The 18588-nt window shown below is 47.9% G+C and carries 19 protein-coding genes; 12 read left to right on the top strand and 7 right to left on the bottom strand.

The window, feature by feature from the left end; all coding sequences use genetic code 11:
* The first annotated feature begins 182 nt into the window (after nt 1-182).
* Complete coding sequence (gene glnD / locus ACXAGR_RS13490) at nt 183-2834, top strand: [protein-PII] uridylyltransferase (protein ID WP_474844602.1); 2652 nt, start codon at nt 183-185, stop codon at nt 2832-2834.
* The gene (dapD, locus tag ACXAGR_RS13485; protein ID WP_119500480.1) at nt 2831-3655 is read left to right on the top strand and encodes a 2,3,4,5-tetrahydropyridine-2,6-dicarboxylate N-succinyltransferase; all 825 of its coding nucleotides are present in this window, start codon (nt 2831-2833) and stop codon (nt 3653-3655) included. The genes glnD and dapD overlap by 4 nt, the downstream gene beginning before the upstream one ends.
* Before the next feature lie 100 nt (nt 3656-3755).
* Here the strand turns inward: dapD and ACXAGR_RS13480 are convergent, their stop codons facing one another.
* Genes ACXAGR_RS13480 through ACXAGR_RS13470 form a run of 3 tightly spaced genes read right to left on the bottom strand, consistent with a single transcriptional unit; the run spans nt 3756 to nt 5287 of the window.
* Nucleotides 3756-4205, bottom strand: coding sequence for a flavodoxin domain-containing protein (locus ACXAGR_RS13480; RefSeq protein ID WP_349584919.1), 450 nt, complete (start codon nt 4203-4205; stop codon nt 3756-3758).
* A gap of 22 nt (nt 4206-4227) precedes the next feature.
* Entirely contained in the window at nt 4228-5001 is a 774-nt protein-coding gene (locus tag ACXAGR_RS13475; RefSeq protein ID WP_474850996.1) for a pseudouridine synthase, read from the bottom strand.
* Entirely contained in the window at nt 4976-5287 is a 312-nt protein-coding gene (locus ACXAGR_RS13470; RefSeq protein WP_474850994.1) for a YqcC family protein, read from the bottom strand. Before ACXAGR_RS13470 ends, ACXAGR_RS13475 begins: the two co-directional genes overlap by 26 nt.
* Before the next feature lie 109 nt (nt 5288-5396).
* On the opposite strand from ACXAGR_RS13470, the gene ACXAGR_RS13465 reads away from it, so the two are divergent.
* Both ACXAGR_RS13465 and ACXAGR_RS13460 read left to right on the top strand, forming a co-directional pair.
* Nucleotides 5397-6449: a DUF3549 family protein gene (locus tag ACXAGR_RS13465; protein ID WP_474844599.1), complete on the top strand. Its 1053-nt coding sequence runs from the start codon at nt 5397-5399 to the stop codon at nt 6447-6449.
* A gap of 4 nt (nt 6450-6453) precedes the next feature.
* The gene (locus tag ACXAGR_RS13460) at nt 6454-6756 is read left to right on the top strand and encodes a DUF3301 domain-containing protein (protein WP_303574442.1); all 303 of its coding nucleotides are present in this window, start codon (nt 6454-6456) and stop codon (nt 6754-6756) included.
* 847 nt (nt 6757-7603) lie between these two features.
* On the opposite strand, the gene ACXAGR_RS13455 is transcribed toward ACXAGR_RS13460, so the two are convergent.
* Entirely contained in the window at nt 7604-8251 is a 648-nt protein-coding gene (locus ACXAGR_RS13455) for a GNAT family N-acetyltransferase (protein ID WP_474844598.1), read from the bottom strand.
* A 135-nt stretch (nt 8252-8386) separates the two neighbouring features.
* Complete coding sequence (locus ACXAGR_RS13450) at nt 8387-8746, bottom strand: DUF3192 domain-containing protein (RefSeq protein ID WP_474844597.1); 360 nt, start codon at nt 8744-8746, stop codon at nt 8387-8389.
* 208 nt (nt 8747-8954) lie between these two features.
* Between ACXAGR_RS13450 and ACXAGR_RS13445 the strand changes: the two genes are divergently transcribed.
* Nucleotides 8955-9248 carry a hypothetical protein gene (locus ACXAGR_RS13445; RefSeq protein ID WP_474844596.1) on the top strand — a complete coding sequence of 98 codons (294 nt, stop codon included), beginning with the start codon at nt 8955-8957 and terminating at the stop codon, nt 9246-9248.
* Nucleotides 9249-9251: 3 nt separating this feature from the next.
* Here ACXAGR_RS13445 and syd read toward each other — a convergent pair whose 3' ends face one another.
* The gene (syd, locus tag ACXAGR_RS13440) at nt 9252-9800 is read right to left on the bottom strand and encodes a SecY-interacting protein (protein ID WP_474844595.1); all 549 of its coding nucleotides are present in this window, start codon (nt 9798-9800) and stop codon (nt 9252-9254) included.
* A gap of 102 nt (nt 9801-9902) precedes the next feature.
* On the opposite strand from syd, the gene queF reads away from it, so the two are divergent.
* The 7 genes from queF to ACXAGR_RS13405 all read left to right on the top strand — a co-directional run bounded on the left by queF (nt 9903) and on the right by ACXAGR_RS13405 (nt 17476).
* Nucleotides 9903-10745 (top strand): NADPH-dependent 7-cyano-7-deazaguanine reductase QueF, encoded by an 843-nt coding sequence (gene queF / locus ACXAGR_RS13435; protein ID WP_474844843.1) that lies wholly within the window; start codon nt 9903-9905, stop codon nt 10743-10745.
* A gap of 32 nt (nt 10746-10777) precedes the next feature.
* Nucleotides 10778-12298, top strand: coding sequence for a GGDEF domain-containing protein (locus ACXAGR_RS13430; protein ID WP_474850992.1), 1521 nt, complete (start codon nt 10778-10780; stop codon nt 12296-12298).
* 9 nt (nt 12299-12307) lie between these two features.
* Nucleotides 12308-13666 (top strand): nucleotide 5'-monophosphate nucleosidase PpnN, encoded by a 1359-nt coding sequence (gene ppnN / locus ACXAGR_RS13425; RefSeq protein WP_474844593.1) that lies wholly within the window; start codon nt 12308-12310, stop codon nt 13664-13666.
* Between the two features lie 91 nt (nt 13667-13757).
* Nucleotides 13758-14132 (top strand): DUF3192 domain-containing protein, encoded by a 375-nt coding sequence (locus tag ACXAGR_RS13420; protein WP_119500471.1) that lies wholly within the window; start codon nt 13758-13760, stop codon nt 14130-14132.
* A gap of 10 nt (nt 14133-14142) precedes the next feature.
* On the top strand, nt 14143-15756 hold the full coding sequence (locus ACXAGR_RS13415; RefSeq protein WP_474850990.1) for an HDOD domain-containing protein: 1614 nt from the start codon (nt 14143-14145) through the stop codon (nt 15754-15756).
* Between the two features lie 219 nt (nt 15757-15975).
* The gene (locus tag ACXAGR_RS13410; protein WP_119500469.1) at nt 15976-16983 is read left to right on the top strand and encodes an isocitrate dehydrogenase; all 1008 of its coding nucleotides are present in this window, start codon (nt 15976-15978) and stop codon (nt 16981-16983) included.
* A gap of 169 nt (nt 16984-17152) precedes the next feature.
* On the top strand, nt 17153-17476 hold the full coding sequence (locus ACXAGR_RS13405; protein WP_119500468.1) for a ComEA family DNA-binding protein: 324 nt from the start codon (nt 17153-17155) through the stop codon (nt 17474-17476).
* 58 nt (nt 17477-17534) lie between these two features.
* On the opposite strand, the gene galU is transcribed toward ACXAGR_RS13405, so the two are convergent.
* Nucleotides 17535-18428: a UTP--glucose-1-phosphate uridylyltransferase GalU gene (gene galU / locus ACXAGR_RS13400; RefSeq protein ID WP_119500467.1), complete on the bottom strand. Its 894-nt coding sequence runs from the start codon at nt 18426-18428 to the stop codon at nt 17535-17537.
* Nucleotides 18429-18588 lie beyond the last annotated feature (160 nt).

Below are 18588 nucleotides of genomic sequence, written 5' to 3'. Positions count from 1 at the left end.
CCGGCCGGTAAGTTTTTCCGACAGGCGTATCCCGGCGCCTGTCCTTCTCCCTTAGTTATAACTTTTTCGACTAATTATTCACTTTTTAGCTCATTTTCATCACCTTTGCATAATGCGAAAATATGACGTTTCGTGTTATTGTTCGCGAGATTTTTCCTTTCTGAAGTAATAAAAGGTACATTTTGAGCTTACAAAGACTAATCGAACAGGCCGAAACCATCACCTCCGCTGAAGATATCGCAGGTATCAAAGCGCGTATTACCGCGTCTAATCAGTGGCTCGAAAGTGCGTTTGATACGACACCGGTGGATCAACTGGTCACCGGCCGTGCGAAGTTTGTGGATGCCATGCTTGCCCACCTCTGGCAACTGATGGGTCTGGATGTTGTATCCGGCCTGGCGCTTTGTGCGGTAGGGGGATATGGCCGCGGTCATCTTCAACCGCATTCAGACATCGACTTATTAATTGTCAGTCACAAAAAGCTCAATAAAGATGTGCAGGAGCGTATCAGTCAGTTCATCACGCTGTTATGGGATATCAAACTGGATGTGGGTCAATCTGTCCGTACAGTGAAAGAAACACTGCAACTTGCTAAAGAAGATATCACGATCACCACAAATCTTGTGGAGAGCCGCCTGCTCACCGGTGATATGGATGTGTTTGAAACACTGTGGGATAAGCTGAACAGCCGCAAAGCCCTTTCATCGAAAGACTTTTTCAAAGCCAAGTACGACGAGCAAATGGCCCGCCATGCCAAATTCAATGGCACGTCTTACAACCTTGAGCCTAATATTAAAGAGAACCCGGGCTGTTTACGTGATATCCAGTCCATTGGCTGGGTCGCAAAAAAGCACTTTAAAGAATATGACGGCTTTAATCTGGTTGGCCACGGTTATTTTACCGAAGAAGAACATGGCGAACTGATAAGCTGCCGCATGCACCTCTGGCGTATGCGTTTTGCTCTGCACCTTATAGCCGGACGCAGTGAGAACCGCTTACTTTTTGATTACCAGCCGGATGTAGCAGAAAAACTGGGTTACGGCCGCGACGGAAAAGCATCAGTAGAAAAAATGATGCGGGACTTTTTTCGCATTATCCGCCGTGTGAGTGAACTGAATAAAATGCTGCTGCAACGGTTCCGCTACGATATGCTGAATCAGAGTGTGCAGTCTGAAACGCCGGTTAACGCAGACTTCAAACTCCTGGACGGAATGATATCCCCTACCCGCTCCGGTGTATTTGATTGCCCGGAAGCTGTGCTGGATTTTCTCAAAGTCGTGGCCGACACCCCTGCGGTACAGGGACTGGACACCGATACCATCCGCCAGCTCAGGAATGTCCGCAGAAAGTTTGAAAATAACTACTACGTAGAACGGGAAGGTTGCCGCGAACGGCTGATGCTTCTTTTCCGCCATCCGCACTTTTTCGATTTCGCATGGGATATCATGCATCAGTACGGCATTCTGGAATGTTACCTGCCTGAATGGGATAAGATTGTTGGCATGATGCAATTCGATTTATTCCATGCCTACACCGTTGATGAACACACCCACCGTGTGGTGAAAAATGTGAATCATTACTTCCAGCCGGAAAACATTGAATTTCCCCGGTGCGGCAGAATTGTCCGTAACCTGGACAAACCTGAGCTGATTTATATTGCCGCAGTATTTCACGACATTGCAAAAGGCCGGGGCGGCGACCACTCAGAACTGGGCGCTGAAGATGTGGCAAAGTTTGCCGGACTACATGGCATAAAGCCGAAAGATGCAGAGCTGATTGAATGGCTGGTCGAAAACCACCTGCTGATGTCAGTGGTTGCCCAGCGTCGTGATATTTATGATCCGGATGTGATCAGCGAATTTGCCACCGCCGTGCGCAGCCACACCCACCTGAACCTTTTATACGTACTCACTCTGGCGGATATCCGCGCCACCAATGATAACCTGTGGAACGACTGGAAATCATCGCTGCTCAGAGAGTTGTATCTCATGACCCAAAAGGCACTGGACAATGGTTTGCAATGCCAGGTCACGCTGGACGACCGGGTAAAAGAACATAAACACACAGCGCGTATTATTCTGGACGCGCAAGGCGTGCCGGAAAACGATATTCAGTCGCTGTGGGATCGTCTGGAAGACGATTACTTCGTGCGCTTCAAGCCGGCGCAGATTGCCTGGCATACATTGGAGATTTTAAACGGGGAAAAATCCGTACTGGCAGACAATCCCGACGCTCTGGTTGTTAAAGCTAATGACAACTCCGCAAAAGGCGGCACTGAAATTCTTATTTACGGGCGGGACCGGAAAGCACTGTTCGCTCAGGTTGCCTCAGTCATAGACAGCAGAAACTGTTCAATTCACGATGCCCACATTACAGTCACCCGTGACGGCTATGTGTTTGACAGCATTCTGGTGCTGGAAAATGACGGTTCCAGATTAAGCGGTGAAAACCGTACGAAGAGTCTGGAGAACGCCATTCTTTCTCAACTGGAAAAGCCGGGACGGGCCCATGACAACAAGCGCAAACTTTCCCGCCAGATGCGTCAGTTGGATGTCCCCACGAAAGTCCGCTTTTTTACATTAAATGATGAAAGCACACTGATAGAACTGGAAGCGCTGGACGCCCCCGGGATTCTGGCTAAAATTGGCCATGCATTCGTGGATAAAAGCGTGGTTCTGAAACTGGCAAAGATTGCCACCATCGGGGAGCGTGCCGAAGATATTTTTATTGTCAGCAACGACGCTGGCAAATCATTAACCCAGGAGCAGCAGGTTGCCCTTAAAAAGCAAATCCTGTTTAAACTCGATCAACTTGAAGACATCAACATATCATGACTGAATTGAAATCCATCATTGAAGATGCGTTTGAAAACCGTGACGCTTTGTCACCCTCTTCTGCGCCGGACGAAGTAAGACAAGCTGTTGCAGACGCTATCGCTATGCTGAACAGCGGTAAAGCCCGCGTAGCGGAAAAAATTGCCGGTGAATGGGTTGTTCATCAATGGCTGAAGAAAGCGGTATTACTGTACTTCCGTCTTCACAACAATGACATTATCGATGGTGCTGAAACAACATACTTCGATAAAGTACCTTTAAAATATACCGGCTACACTGCTGAACAATTTGCCGCGGAAGGCGTACGTGTTGTGCCACCGGCTGCAGTACGTACCGGTTCATTTGTCGGTAAGAATGTGGTTGTGATGCCGTCTTACGTAAACATCGGCGCATTTGTTGATGAAGGCACTATGGTAGATACGTGGGCAACTGTTGGCTCGTGTGCACAAATCGGTAAAAATGTTCACCTGTCTGGCGGCGTAGGCATTGGTGGTGTACTGGAACCACTGCAGGCCAACCCGACGATTATTGAAGATAACTGCTTTATCGGTGCACGTTCTGAAATCGTTGAAGGCGTGATCGTAGAAGAAGGCGCGGTAATTTCTATGGGCGTTTACATCTCCCAGAGCACCCGCATTTATGACCGTGAAACCGGCGAAATTACTTATGGTCGCGTACCGGCAGGTTCAGTTGTGGTTTCAGGTTCTCTGCCTTCTAAAGATGGCTCTCACAGCCTGTATGCAGCGGTCATCGTGAAGAAAGTGGACGCAAAAACCCGTGCAAAAGTAGGCATCAACGCCCTGCTCCGTGGGGTAGAATAATTCTGCGGATCACATAAATAAAAAGCGCAGCCGGGAGTATAAACTGACCCGCCTGCGCTTTTTTCGTTATAGCTGCCTGCTATAAACACACTGACGGCGATTACACCACCAGTTCATCTTTGATAGATTCAACAAACGCCAGCACCGGCTTTTCCGGCTCAAAGCATTCAATAGCATCCACCTCCAGCATCTCAGCCACGGCTTTACCCTGCAATTCGCTGAGCAATTCAAACCACTGGCGTCCTGCTGCACAATACGTATCTCCGTAGCTGCTGTCACCTAACGCACAAACAGCGAATGGTTTTCTGTCGAGCAACGGAAACTGGTCTTTTAGATCTGAAAATACAAATTCCAGATTCGGTGGCACATCTCCCTGTCCGGTTGTTGATGTGATCACCAGCAAAGCACCGGCGTCAGTCACATCTGAAACTTGCGGATCACTGCACACCTGACACTCGATTCCTTGCGCACTCAGGGATTCAGCTACCGTTTCTGCGGCATGCTGCGCATTTCCGTAAACACTGCCGGCAAGAATGGTTAATGCTGTCATATCAGCCCTCTTTAATCAGTCATTAAGTCACCTCGTACCCGGCCAGGTTGCTGAGCATACTGGCAAAAGGCGCATGAGGCGTTGTATTGATGGTAACGGTTTTTCCCGTCACCGGATGTGAAAATTGCATTAAAGTACACATAAGGGCTAATTGATTAAAACCAAACTGCTCCCGTGCAAATTTATTTTGTTTGCCATCACCGTGTGAGGTGTCACCGATGATTGGATGGCGTAAATGAACAAGGTGTCTGCGCAACTGATGTTTGCGTCCGGTAAACGGCCTCAGCGCCACCAGCGAATAACGCGCAGAATCATACCTTCCCACCGGCACAGGCACACTGAATTTTTTCATAACCGTGTATTCAGTTACTGCATGCTGCGGGGCTACGTCTTCTGCCCGGTGAGCATCGGCAAACTTGTCCCTTTTAAATGTGAGGGCATAATCGATTAAACCACAGCCATTCATCCATCCGCGCACAAGGGCCAGATAGCCTTTACGGATCTGTTTGCCCATCATTGCCTGCCCCAGCTGACTGGCGATCTGTCCGTTAAATGCAAATACCAGTACACCGGAAGTAGGCCGGTCCAGACGATGGACCGGATAAACGTGCTGCCCCACAGTATCCCGTAATCTCTGAACAGCAAATTCAGTTTCCCGCTTATCTATCGGGCTGCGGTGAACCAGCAAACCCGGAGGCTTGTCCATGGCAACAATGTGATCATCCCGATATAAAATCTTCACTGGCTGATGACCGGTTATCAATCCCGCTTCACTCTCCACAAACAACCTCGTCAAGTTGCTGCAGCACCAGATGCAAATCCACCTCGCCCGGCAACGCAATTTGCGCCATCGGCAGTAAAGCCATATTGGCGGGTAAAGATTGTCCTGCAGCGATTAATTGCTGAAAGCGGGGAATGAAAATAAATTGCAGCCATGCTTCAAAGGCCAGCGTATCGCGGGCGAAGGGCTGCGTACTTTGCAACGCTTCCGGCGCCGGTGCTGTTGACGACCAGTAGCCACTTGCTTTAAGGACTATTTCCAAATCTTTCAGTAACAGACCAATGTGTTCAACCTGTGACATAACGGCTCTTTATGATGAAAAGCGGCCATTATAGAGTCACTGTTACGGTAGCAAAAGCCCCGGCACACCGTTATCATACCGCCTTTGTTTTCAGGTGGAGCAGTTCAGTATGTCCGGTCAGTCAGCCCAATCTATTCAAACACTCAGCGAATTTCTGCTTCACGCAGGAACGGACTTTCAATTGTTTGATTTAGGCCGCGGTGTACACCCCCTGGACACACAGCAATTCCTTGAAATGGAAAGCGGCATGCGCCCCTGCCCCAGACCACGCCAGCAACACGCCTGGTTTGGCATTGTCTTCTGGTCGGGCAAGCCGGTAAAACATCATTATATCTGGTTTCTGAAGTTCCCGGTTGATGAGCGGGGTTTACTGGTCATGGCCGCCCGTAATCATTTTTTGCAAATTATTGTCGATGTGCTCGGTAGCAGTCCGGAAAATGAAAAGCAGGATACATTGCCGGATAATCCTTACTCTTTTGTGCCGGTACAGTCGCAGATGGCGCAGTTCAACGCCCTGACCCGAAATATGCTCGGCCTGCCGGCGGCGCCGGGCACAGATAAAGTTGCGCAGTATGTAAAAGCCCCGGCAGTCAGTGACTGGCGGGAACTCTCTGTACAGGCCATTGCCGATTATGCTACTACGCTGACATCAGATGACGCGGTCACCGCTGTAATAACTAACCTGTCACTTTTTCAGCAGGATTTTGTCAAGACACTGATGGAGAGTTGCGAACCCGTCGACCTGGCACCAACATTGAAACAGGCCATCGCCGTTTACTGTCAGGAAACGCTGATTGAGAACCCGGTAACGGGTCTGGCAGCATTGCGGGCGCTGGCCAGCGAAACAGCAGATGAAAGTGTCACAGCACTGTTGACAGATTTACTGAACGGGGAACAGGCAGATATTCATCTGCTCAGCGTGATTGCCGGCCGCCACTATGCGCAGCTCGATGAACCCCTTCTTGTTCGCTTTTTTGAAAATGCTGCCGCTGTGGATGATAAAGAAAGCAGGCAAGGCGCAGTATTTGGCGGTTTTTTCTCTGACCTGGTTCAGTTACCGGTGCAGAGATTACAGGTATTGACCCTGTTGAGAACAGATACGTGCAGCGAAAAGCTGAAGCTGGCCTTCGGGCGGTTGTTTAACCAGGCACAGAAGCAGTAAACAAATGACTTTAGGTGAATTAACTTTATTTCTGTTGATTGGATTTGCGGGCTTTCAGTTCTGGCGGATCCGCAGCATTTCAGAGGCGGCATTCGAACACGCGCGCCGGTACTGCGACACGCATCATCTCCAGTTGCTGACACTGGCCCGGCGCTCCACACGACTGACTTTCAAATATGCTAAGCCAGACTGGCATTCACGATTTGAGTTTGAATTTTCCGGAAACGGAGAAGACAGATATACTGGAGAAATGGAAATGGTGGGAAAACGGGTACTCAGAACGCAATTACCGCCTTACCGCGTATAAAAACGCAAAAAAAGCGATAGCCCGACGCTATCGCTTTTTCTGAATTTTGAGCGTCCTTCTCTGCGATCCATTGCGACTTTCACCGTCCAGTAAAAATCCGTATGCGCCCCTTTCCTTCTTTTCCTGCGTCATCCTGAGCAGGCCACTCTGTTCCGTGAGCGGATCCCTTTCCATTTTTCCTGTAGTAACTACACATCCTTCGTGCAGCATTCTTCAATCCCTGAAGTTGTCCATTGCGTTCATCATGAACGCTATCCTTATCCCTTAATCCATATTAACCACTCATCCGTGCAGTGGTAATCCCCGTTCCTGAGGTTGTCCCTTATGCGCTTTCCCTCGCGCTTCCAATGTCCTTGTGACCGCAATCCCCGTGGTATTCTTCATCCTGAAGTTGTCCCTGACGGTCATCCTGACCGTATCCCTTTTCCGTTCTCCTGAAAACTGGCTCTTCCTGAGTCAGTATTCCGTTCCTTCGGTTGTCCGCAGTTCATCCATGAGTGTCGTAAAGTTCGTCCCTGACTCGTCGTGTTTCCCTGTGACATGTTTAATAGTACTGATCCTGTAGATCTGTGCTACATGCTTTTTTCAATTATTTTCACCGTCATAAATCTGTCATTACCGGCATTATCAAAAAATCTAACAAAAACAGTAGCTTTATACTTTGGTATAATAAAAACGTCATAAAAAAAACTTCAAAGTCCTACACTTTTGTAAGACATGTCTTACAAACTTTTGGGTAATGTCTACCTGGGGAATTCTGCGAAAAAACACCGGTAGCAGAATAGTGATGAAAAAAAGCGCAACCATCAGGTTACGCTTTCAAAACAGGGAGATAGAGGCTAAGTGATCAGACTAGTGGCTTTGGCTTAAAGAGGATCTCTCCGGTAACGTCAGACACTGTGATCACCGAGATCTGTTGATAGAACCCGCTTCTGAAGAACTTCAGATATTTGGGTACGCTCACAAAAACGCCTACCCCTTCGCTGGATGGGTCTTCATTAACAATACTGTCTATTGCCCCCATTAACAAATGACCCAGACCATGATGCTGATGGTCCGGATGGACGGCGATAAAAGACACCATATGATAATGTTCAGCGGGCATTGCACTACGGATCTTCTCTTCTTTCTCAACCATAGCACGGGTACTGAAATAGCCTGCTGTCAGCAGCATTTTCAATCGCCAGTGCCAGAAACGCCCGCTGGAAAAGCTGCTTCCGGGTTTCGTCAGACAAGTGACAGCCAGCAAGCGACTGTCTTCGAACAAACCTATCATGGGTTGACCTGCATCCCAGAAGGCATCCAGCTCTTCTCTGATGGCACTGCGCAGACGGCCTTCATAGCCTTCTTTTTCTGCCTGAAAGATGTCCATGAACAGAGGATCATCATGATAGGCGTTATAAAGAATGGAAGCGGCTACTTTCAGATTGTCGGCAGTGAGGAATACTGCACGCACGTCTTCGATATGTACATCTGGCTCAAGAACGGTATTCATGGGACGATCTCCTGTAAATGAGAACAGGCGGATGTACTACTGACGCCTGACAAACAGTTATAGCCTGTTTTTTAATCACTTTACAGAAGAACGCCTCACTTGTTAACTAAAAGTTAATTCACACTATTGAGCGGTTCAGAGCTGGTTGTAAGCACCCTCACCCCAGCCCGTAAGAATTCCGTCACGGAATACCAGAGGCGTACATTCGTCTTTAGATGTGACACCATCATCCATGGTGCGTTGAGTACGGTAGAACAGTACGCGATAAGCGTGATCATTCTTATCGTGCATTTCGTTAAAATCGGCTACACCCATTTTGCGGACAACAGACTCGTAGGTCATACCGGTTTCTAACTGCGAAACATGCTTACGGTTATTGTATTCACGATCCTGCCAGTCTGAAGAATAATGTCCGTCATCTCCGCCTACAGAGATAACACAACCGGTGAGTGTGAACGGTGAAATAAGAGCAGCGGCCAGAATGAGATGTTTCATTGTAATCCTTTTTATAAAAAATAATTTCAGTGGTTTTATTAACACCTAAAGAATCAAATTTCAGACCACAAATTAACTCACTGATTTTGTTTAACATTATAAAATTTAGCAAAACAAACTGGGTTAAAATTTAGTGTATTACACTATTAACTGGTGCTTTATACTATTCCCGAAACCTCTGTATTCTCAGTAACCGAAGTAAGGAAAAATGATGTCTCAGGCCGACCAGTCACAACAACTCGTTATGATTTGCCACAAAATGCACCAGGAAGGTTTGCAGCCCGGCGTAGGGTTGTTGCGCGCGCGGGCTCCTTTCAAAGTCTCAGTGACGCAGGCTATCGATGCCATAAAAGCCTGGAATGCCAGCAGCAAAATGCCGGCAACACCAGCTTCAGATGCCGGCGACCGGGTCGCTGCGCTGGAAAAACGTGTCAGCGAAATGGAATCGGCTATTGCGATACTTGAACAACGTCTCGCACAATTGAGCGATAAAACAGCGTAAAAATTAAGGACGCGGTATAAGCGCTGACAGAAAATCAGCCATTGAAGGGGCAAGCACCTGCTCAGCACGTTTGCCAACTCTCTCCAGCAACACCTCTCCGGTACTATTGTCCAGTGAAATCAGGTAGTCATCGTCGTCTGTGAGTGCGAAGAATAACGTAGCAGGCTGTTTCAGGCGACGTTTCATCATAATGTGCCCTATGAGATTTTCCTGAAGTCTTTCAAAATCTTCATCGCTGCAAACCTGCAGCAGTTCACAGTTGCCCTGCTCTGCCTTTGCCGGTAAATGAAAGCTGAAGTAGCGGGTGAACCAGGTAACAAAATCAGGGTGCAATTTAATATCCAGCGCCTCTTCCAGACCATTGAAGTTATTGTTGCCAGTTTGCTTAACAGGTTGCCAGTTTATCATTTCACCATTTTCAGCATTCCGTGAATAACACGGTGAAGGCCAGTCTTTATCAAATTCAATCGTCAGAAAATCGGGATTTTGTGACGCAGCGGTAAGGCATTGCTGAATAAAAGCATCTAAACTTTGTGTTAATTGGTCGGGCATTTCGGTGGCCTTTTGGTTACACTGAGGACCTGCTTCATTCTGGTTTTATCAGATTGCGGGCCCGTTGACTTTTCTGCCCGCTATTTTAAGGTTGAATCACACATTATGACAAACCCAAAGCCTTTCAAGGTGCCTTCAGATCTTTCCCTTGGAAAAACGGTTGAATATGAAACGTCCTACAATCCTTCATTGCTACAAGCTGTACCACGGAGCCTGAGCAGAGATACACTGTCATTATCAGCGGAAGCCTTGCCTTTTCAGGGCTGCGATATCTGGACCGGCTACGAGTTGTCATGGCTGAACAGCAAAGGTAAACCCTGTGTGGCGATTCTTGAATGCAGAGTACCGGTCACGTCTCCTTCATTAATTGAGTCTAAATCTTTCAAGCTTTACCTTAACAGCTTTAATCAGTCGAAATTTGATGATGCAGAAGCGGTAAAGGACGCCCTGACCAGAGATTTATCTGCCTGTGCCGGAGAAGTTGTCGATGTCGTAATTATCCTGCCAGACGCATTCAACACGCTGGGAATGGAAGAACTGTCAGGGCAGGTGATTGACGATCTGGATATTACGGTGACGTCATATTCCCCTGACAGCGGGTTATTAACTACAGAAAATCAGGATGTTGCCGAAACAGTAGTCAGTCATCTGCTTAAATCGAATTGTTTAATCACAAATCAGCCAGATTGGGCTAGTATTCAAATCAGGTACAGCGGAAAACAAATCAATCACGCATCGTTACTGAAATATCTAATTGGTTTCAGACAACACAATGAATTCCATGAGCAGTGCGTTGAACGAATATTTTGCGACATTATGAGCCAGTGTAAACCGGAAAAACTTACCGTCTTTGCCCGTTATACCCGACGGGGAGGACTGGATATTAATCCGTTCCGGTCGAATTATGAAACTGCAGGTTTAAACACCCGTTCGGCTCGCCAATAGTGGGCGGTCACTCCGCCGGTATGCAAAGGAAAATGATGGATTCTAAGCAATTATCTTCATTAGCTTCACATAATGAGACGCTGGTACAGTTCATAATACGGTTAAGTTCCTTTTATGAGGGTTTGTCAGCCGAGACAGATAAAGAATTGCGGGTTCTGCGGGGACACCTGTCCGGAAAACCTGATTTTACTCTCGCCACGGTCAGTATTAACAAGCTGAATACCCATATTCAGCATGCTGACACGTCAGTGAAACAGCACACCCAACTTACCGTTAAAGAACTTGAAAAGGCGATCAAACAGTTTCAAAGCACATTTCAGCAGAATAAGACATTGCGTCAGCAAAGTACGCATTTACTGATTGCCGCTCAACAGCCCGTCGATAACCTGTTTCAGCTGCAGTCATTGTGTCTTAAAGCAATCAAGCTGTTCTCTCTTGTGTCAGCAGAAGCCGTTGATGAAAACGCCGGCTCATCTCCCCGACTGCACAAGAGGCCTGAAGCACGGACGAGCGGCTCACTGTTTGAGGAAATTCAGAACGAACTGAGTCAGCTCATCGACAGCTATGCAAAAAAGCAACCTGATGAACCGAAGGTCGTTGATTTGCGCACGAAACTGGAGTCGCAACTTTCTGAAGAAGAGCTGCTGCAGACTTGTATTATTGTTATCAGGCTGGTAGTCACGGAATCCATGCATGAGGCAACCCTGTCCGGACGTATGATCTACCGTATCCATCACGCGTTAGGCGGGATTCAGGAAGGCGTTGAAGCCAGTATGGCTTCGTCGGGCAAAGCCTTTGAAGCGCGAAATGCCAGTGCAGATGACATTACCAGCCAGCTGACGGAAATGGGTCAGACCGTTCAGGACTCTGATTCACTGGAGAAACTGAAAACGCAGGCTCAGGCACACATTACGTCTATTTCTACGGCCGTGGCTAGCCGGAAAGAGGCAGACAATAAGGAACAGCAGGCACTGATGGGCTTGCTGAGTGCTATGCAAACGCAAATGGAAACCCTGCAGCGTCAAACCCAGGTTTACCGTCGCAAGCTGGCTGAGCAGACTGCATTTAGTCATACTGATCCTCTTACCCGCCTGCCAAACAGACTGGCTTACAATGAACGCTTCAACCGCGAGTATGAAGATGCCCTGAATGACAACCGTGCGTTATCACTCGCTGTGATTGATATCGACTTTTTTAAATCTATTAATGATCGCTTCGGCCATCAGGCCGGTGATAAAACCTTGCAGGTGGTGGGACACCATCTGAGAAAACAGCTTCACGGTGATGAGTTTATTTCACGCTGGGGTGGTGAGGAGTTTGTCATGATCCTGCCATTTATCGAAACCTCAGCGCTGGAAAAAAAGCTGGATGACATGCGGGAGTCACTATCCCGTTTACCTTTCAAATTTAAACAGGAAAAAGTCAGTATAACCGCATCATTCGGTGGTACCTGCCTGCGTGAGAACGATGAACCTCATTCCATGTTTGAGCGGGCCGACGAATTACTCTATCAGGCGAAAAAGAACGGCAGAAATCGCGTTGTAGTCGAATAGGACTGTGATATGAATAAAGTGCAACTGAACCCGGTAGGCTGGATGAGCCAGCTGTCACAAGACGAAGTCGCCAGACTTCAGGACACCACTAACAGCAAGTTATTCGATGTTTTTAAACGATGTTGTCTCGCAGTCCTCAACAGCGGCGTAGACGAAGACAATTTCGAACTGCTCTTTGCACCATACGACGACTTTGATATTCGCCTGATACGACGTGAGCGCGGAGTCAAAATAGAGCTGATTAATCCCCCTGAGGTTGCCTTTGTGGACGGCAAGCTCATGCGTGGCGTACATGAGCACATATTCGCGGTGCTCCGTGATTTACTGTTCATGGGCAATAAATACGCTTTTGTACATGAAAAAGCGCCCACAGAAGGCAGTGCTGTTACCAATATGGTGTTCGATATGCTGCGTCACGCCCAGGCACTGGAAGGCAATGATGAACTGAATACCATTGTTTGCTGGGGTGGTCATTCCATCAGGCAGCACGAATATAAATACACCAAGGAAGTCGGATACCAGCTGGGTCTGAGAGAAATGAATATTTGTACCGGCTGTGGTCCCGGCGCCATGAAAGGGCCGATGAAGGGGGCTGCCATCGGCCACGCCAAACAGCGTTATTCCAAAGGGCGCTACATTGGCATTTCAGAGCCGGGCATTATTGCTGCCGAGCCGCCAAATGCTATCGTCAATGAACTCATTATCATGCCGGATATAGAAAAGCGTCTTGAGGCTTTTGTTCGTCTTGCACACGGCATTATCATCTTCCCGGGTGGCGTGGGTACAGCAGAAGAATTGCTGTACCTTCTCGGTATTTTGATGAACGACCGCAACGCCCAGCAGCCTTTCCCTGTCATTCTTACCGGTCCCGCTGAATCAAGAGTCTGGTTTGAAGCGATAGACGAGTTTATTGGTGCAACTCTCGGTAAAGAAGCACAGGATAAGTATCAGATCATTATCGATGATGCCGCAGAAGTCGCCCGTACGCTCAGCGCCGGTTTGAAAAAAGTAGAAAATTTCCGCCGCGCAATGGGGGATGCATTCAGCTTCAACTGGTCGGTGCGTATCGATGAGTCATTCCAGATGCCTTTCGAGCCCACTCACGAGAGTATGGCTGCCCTTCCTCTGCACACTGACCAGCCGGTTTCAGAAATAGCGAAAGTACTGAGACAAGCCTTTTCCGGCATTGTCGCCGGTAACGTAAAAGCGGACGGTGTAAAACAGATTAAAGAACAGGGGCCGTTCCGTCTTACCGGCGATCCCGCCATGATGGAACGCATTGATACGCTGTTGCAGTCATTTGTATCACAACAGCGAATGAAGTTGCCCGGTTCGGATTACGTTCCCTGCTATACAATTAATACCTAGTTCCGGTTAAAGCTTGTTACGATTTAGTCGTTACAGTTGAACGGTGTTTTAAGGTACACTGAGGGCAATTCGCAGTTAAAAGTGAAAAAGGATGAATGGCAAGGTTTTAAAACTGATTTTGCTGGGCGCGTGCGCCTACGCCCTCTTTGTTTTTCTGGTAATGTCATTTTACCCTGACAAGCCGGAAAATATGGACTGGCAGGATCGGGAAGAATACAACAAGGTTCAAATCACCAAACTGAAGTTAGGTGCCACCCGTGAAGAAGTACTTGCCCTGCTCGGGTCTCCGGACATTACCGAAGCAAAGATGGACTCTGGCACAACTATCCAGGTGATGTTTTACCGTACTCAACATGTCAGGGCTGATGGCCTGACTACTCAGGATGAGTGCACACCTTTGTTGTTTGAGGGCGATCAGTTGATCGCCTGGGGAGAAGGTGCCTATCAGAGTTATCTGAAGTCATAACTCCCCTGCAATGCACAGTGCCATTGAAGATCTTGTAAACCATATCCATCAAACCAGCCTGCTGTTTACGCAGGCGTGTCCTCCCGCAGAAATAACGAGGCAGAGTCTCTCTCTGGCCATCCGGCTAATTAAATCCGGCCGCACATTACCCGACTCACTTCTTGCCATAGGATCGCTTCCGCAGGACTCTTCTGTTCACAATCTGTTGCCACAACGTGCAGCTTGTTTAATGACCTTTCTGGGCCTTAAGTTTCAACTTAATGATCACTATCTTCAGCACCTCGTAGCCGCTACTTTCGCCGTTTGCAGTCTGAAGGACAATGCTGAACAACAAGAAGGTTGTCATCTTTTCTGGCGGGGGAAGCGACTGCTTTTTTTTTCCGGTTTACTGAAACTTAAAAAAGTGGTTCAGGCACCCGCCCCCCACCGTTTCCTGCATCCTCACCGGTTAAACGAAGAACAGTCTTTGTTTATCTCCGTCATTTCACTGATTAAAAATCAGCAGGGCTCAATGGTAAGCAGATTGAAACCGGTTATCCCCCGCACTAATGAGAGGGATCTGCACCGGTTTGAATCTTTGCTGAAGTATCCCGGCGAATTTATGCCCGGCTGCGCAGTGTCTTTTCCTAAAGGCGAAGGTGTTTTCCTGTTCACTTTAACGTCCACCACAGGTGCTGTATTGACAGCCTCCGGGGATGTTGAAGAGAAACACCTTCGTCAGATTAAAATAACACGCTATCAGGCTCTGTCTCTGAATGAATGGCTATCAGAAGTAAAAGCCTGCGATGCGGCTTTTAAACCTGCCGTCAGACAACTGATACCCGATACCTACCCTGTGAGTCGTTTACCCGGTGATCTGCAGACTATCATTACGAGTTTGCACGATACCAATACCGACATTCACAAGCTCTCACGCAGGCTTTCACGCATGCCGGTATTTTCAGACTATCTGAAGAAAACGGCCAGTCTGGACAACCGGCTTCAGTTACCGGTGAAAGACGTTAAACAAGCCATTATGACTTACGGCCTTACCCGGGTAGGCGATATGCTTATCATGCGGGCACTGAACCAGCGTCTGCACCAGCGGCACTTCCCGCAGCTTGCTGTTTGTATCCGGTTCGCTGAACTTGTTGCTGCGATTGCATCAGAACTGGCTGAGAGGAGTAATGTTAAGCAGACACCGCAAACGGCAGCTTTGATTGCCACCTTCACAACCGCACCTTTATTTACTTTGCATGCACTGAAGATTATAAAACACTGGCCGCTTCAGCGGCAGCGGCTGTATCAGCTAACAGCATTGCAGGAGACGGAGACCCAGCCCCTCCCTGCCCTGTCTGCTTCACTGGCAAAACAGTGGCAACAGCCGGCGCGCTATCAGGCTGTGATCAGCCATTGTTCAACGTTACCGGCTCATGTGCCTGAAGTGGTACGGGCAGACGCGGCTTTAGCCGGACTCAGTATCCTACTGGCTAACAAATGGCTGTTTGGTGGCACTGAATGTGAGGATACGAAGCTGTTTCAAAGTCAGGCATTACAGACTCTGAAGCTCACACCTTCTTCTTTGTCACAGATAGCCGGCGCTACCGGCTATCTGATGTGGTTACCTCTTCGCCAACGCTCATAGCCAACATTCATGAAATTTATGGCGAGTGACATGCAGTTTTCTGTTACACCCTGTCGTCTTGATATAAAATAGAGGGGTTAAGACTTTTGCCGCTGGCATCGGTTTTACGCATTTCCGGCTTTGGCGACTCTCCGTAGGTGACACAACTTTACCGCTGTCACAGTAGCGCCTGGCAACCTGACGATTAATTAAAAACAGAAACCCAAAGGATTCCTCAACATGACTCAGCAACGCATTACAGTCATTCGCGGCGACGGCATTGGTCCGGACATCATTGATGCCACTATTAAAATTCTGGACAAGGTGGGATGTAACTTCGCTTATGACTATGCTGATGCAGGTCTGGTAGCGCTGGAAAATCATGGCGAACTGCTACCACAAGAAACCCTCGACCTTATCGCCAAAAACAAAGTGGCACTGAAAGGCCCGCTGACGACGCCGGTTGGTGAAGGTTTTACATCAATCAACGTAAGCCTGCGTAAGCAGTTTTCTTTATATGCTAACGTACGTCCGGTGTTATCTTTCAAGGGTACCAAAGCCCGCTATGAAGATATCGACATCATTACTGTACGTGAAAACACCCAGGGTATGTACTCAGGTCTTGGCCAGGTGGTCTCTGAAGACGGCCAGGAAGCTGAAGCGATGAGTAAAATCACCCGCCAGGGTGCAGAGCAAATCGTAACGTTTGCCTATGAACTTGCCCGCCGTGAAGGACGCAAGAAAGTCACTGCAGTGCATAAGGCTAACATCCTGAAGTCTACATCCGGCTTATTCCTGAAAGTGGCCCGTGAAGTGGGTGAGCGTTATCCGGACATCGAATCAACAGAAATGATTGTTGATAATACCTGTATGCAACTGGTTATGAACCCTCACCAGTTTGATGTCATTGTTACGACCAACCTGTTCGGTGACATTTTGTCTGATCTGTGCGCCGGTCTGGTAGGCGGTCTGGGTATGGCTCCGGGAGCAAACATCGGTAAAGACTGCGCCATCTTTGAAGCGGTACATGGTTCTGCACCGGATATCGCTGGTAAAAACCTGGCAAACCCGACATCAGTGATCCTTGCTGCAATCCAGATGCTTGAATATCTCAACATGGGTGACAAAGCAGAAAAAATCCGCAGTGCACTGAAAGAAGTTATCGAAACCGGTGACCGTACAACCCGTGATCTGGGTGGCCAGGCCGGAACGACTGAGTTTACCGACGCGGTACTGGAACGTCTCTGATAGCGAACGGCTGAATGAACTTTGTAGAAAGCGGACATCATGTCCGCTTTTTTATTGTCCTGACCTTTACCTGTACAAAAACTGGCCTCTCATTTTATCTTCTTTGGATTTAAGCTTTTTATGTACACCGGTACACACAAATCACTTAATTCAACACAAGGAAGATACAATGAACAAATCCAGACTGGCACTGGCCGCTTTATTTGCAACACTCTTTTTGAGTCAAAGTGGCGCTACTCTTGCCAATACTATTGAAACAGATGTCACTGAAGCAGCCGGAATTACTCTGCCCGATGCATTAGACTTAAACACTGTTACGGCAGAAGAATTGACTGCCTTACCTGGCATCGGACTGAGTAAAGCGGAAGCCATCATTGCTTACCGCAATGAAAAGGGCTATTTCCATGAAGTAGACCAACTCACCGAAGTAAGAGGTATAGGTGAAAAATTGCTGGCAAAAGTACGGGACCGCGTAAAAGTAGTTCAACATTGATCACCGCACATAAAAAAGCCCGCAAAACGCGGGCTCCATTATTATTCTCGTTGCGGCATTAACCATTCAGTGAAGCAATGTACTGCTTGAACTCTTCACCCAGGTCAGGGTGACGAAGAGCATATTCAACATTTGCTTTCATATAACCAAGTTTACTACCACAATCATGGCTCTTGCCCTTCATGTAATACGCATCAACCTGCTCAATTTTCATCAGTGAATCAATGGCGTCAGTTAACTGAACTTCACCACCGGCACCTGGAGGCGTGAACTCCAGCAGATCCCAGATTTTCTCGGACAGCACATAACGACCGACTACTGCAAGATCTGAAGGTGCTTCTTCCAGTTCTGGTTTTTCTACCATTTTGTGGATTTTCGCAGATTCACCCGGCTTAATGTCTACGCCTTCCAGATCTGCAATACCAAATTTAGAGATATCTTCTTTTGGCACCTGCTCCACCATAACCTGACTAACACGGCTGGTATTAAATTTAGCAACCATGTCTGCCAGGTTATCTTTCTTCGGATTACTCGCAACATCGTCAATAATTACGTCAGGCAGAACAACCGCGAACGGCGCATCACCTACCAGCGGATGCGCACACAGAATTGCGTGACCCAGACCTGCAGCATGGCCCTGACGGACGTGCATGATGGTTACGTCTTTTGGACAGATTGACTGTACCGCTTCGAGTAACTGACGTTTAACACGTTTTTCCAGTGTCGCTTCAAGCTCGAAGGACGTATCGAAATGGTTTTCAATGCTGTTTTTACTCGCGTGAGTAACCAGGATAATTTCTTTCACACCAGCAGCAACACATTCGTTCACTACATATTGGATAAGCGGCTTATCAACAACTGGCAGCATCTCTTTCGGGATGGCCTTGGTTGCCGGCAACATACGTGTTCCCAAACCAGCTACCGGAATAACCGCTTTCTTTACTTGACTCATATTCGTGTCCTTTTACTGAAAATCCTCAACCGATGATGTAGTAATGCAATCCGTATTCCGCTCTACAACATGGTTCACAACTTAAGCTGCCGTCAGTGATTAACACCAGCTTTAAATATCATTTTACATAAGCAGGATGCGTTACCCATGCTTCTACGAT

It is taken from the genome of Alteromonas sp. ABH4_457 (assembly GCF_056160625.1).
The sequence above is the reverse complement of the archived record's forward strand: the minus strand, read 5'-3'. Positions and strand labels throughout refer to the sequence as shown.

What these genes read in the sequence shown, in the direction of transcription:
- ACXAGR_RS13480 (WP_349584919.1), bottom strand. Translation starts at nt 4,205, where the DNA reads ATGACAGCATTAACCATTCTTGCCGGCAGTGTTTACGGAAATGCGCAG.
- ACXAGR_RS13445 (WP_474844596.1), top strand. Translation starts at nt 8,955, where the DNA reads ATGATGTCTCAGGCCGACCAGTCACAACAACTCGTTATGATTTGCCAC.
- ACXAGR_RS13470 (WP_474850994.1), bottom strand. Translation starts at nt 5,287, where the DNA reads ATGTCACAGGTTGAACACATTGGTCTGTTACTGAAAGATTTGGAAATA.
- ACXAGR_RS13410 (WP_119500469.1), top strand. Translation starts at nt 15,976, where the DNA reads ATGACTCAGCAACGCATTACAGTCATTCGCGGCGACGGCATTGGTCCG.
- galU (WP_119500467.1), bottom strand. Translation starts at nt 18,428, where the DNA reads ATGAGTCAAGTAAAGAAAGCGGTTATTCCGGTAGCTGGTTTGGGAACA.
- ACXAGR_RS13430 (WP_474850992.1), top strand. Translation starts at nt 10,778, where the DNA reads ATGATGGATTCTAAGCAATTATCTTCATTAGCTTCACATAATGAGACG.
- ACXAGR_RS13465 (WP_474844599.1), top strand. Translation starts at nt 5,397, where the DNA reads ATGTCCGGTCAGTCAGCCCAATCTATTCAAACACTCAGCGAATTTCTG.
- ACXAGR_RS13415 (WP_474850990.1), top strand. Translation starts at nt 14,143, where the DNA reads ATGCACAGTGCCATTGAAGATCTTGTAAACCATATCCATCAAACCAGC.
- syd (WP_474844595.1), bottom strand. Translation starts at nt 9,800, where the DNA reads ATGCCCGACCAATTAACACAAAGTTTAGATGCTTTTATTCAGCAATGC.
- ACXAGR_RS13455 (WP_474844598.1), bottom strand. Translation starts at nt 8,251, where the DNA reads ATGAATACCGTTCTTGAGCCAGATGTACATATCGAAGACGTGCGTGCA.
- ACXAGR_RS13450 (WP_474844597.1), bottom strand. Translation starts at nt 8,746, where the DNA reads ATGAAACATCTCATTCTGGCCGCTGCTCTTATTTCACCGTTCACACTC.
- ACXAGR_RS13420 (WP_119500471.1), top strand. Translation starts at nt 13,758, where the DNA reads ATGAATGGCAAGGTTTTAAAACTGATTTTGCTGGGCGCGTGCGCCTAC.
- ACXAGR_RS13460 (WP_303574442.1), top strand. Translation starts at nt 6,454, where the DNA reads ATGACTTTAGGTGAATTAACTTTATTTCTGTTGATTGGATTTGCGGGC.
- dapD (WP_119500480.1), top strand. Translation starts at nt 2,831, where the DNA reads ATGACTGAATTGAAATCCATCATTGAAGATGCGTTTGAAAACCGTGAC.
- ACXAGR_RS13405 (WP_119500468.1), top strand. Translation starts at nt 17,153, where the DNA reads ATGAACAAATCCAGACTGGCACTGGCCGCTTTATTTGCAACACTCTTT.
- ppnN (WP_474844593.1), top strand. Translation starts at nt 12,308, where the DNA reads ATGAATAAAGTGCAACTGAACCCGGTAGGCTGGATGAGCCAGCTGTCA.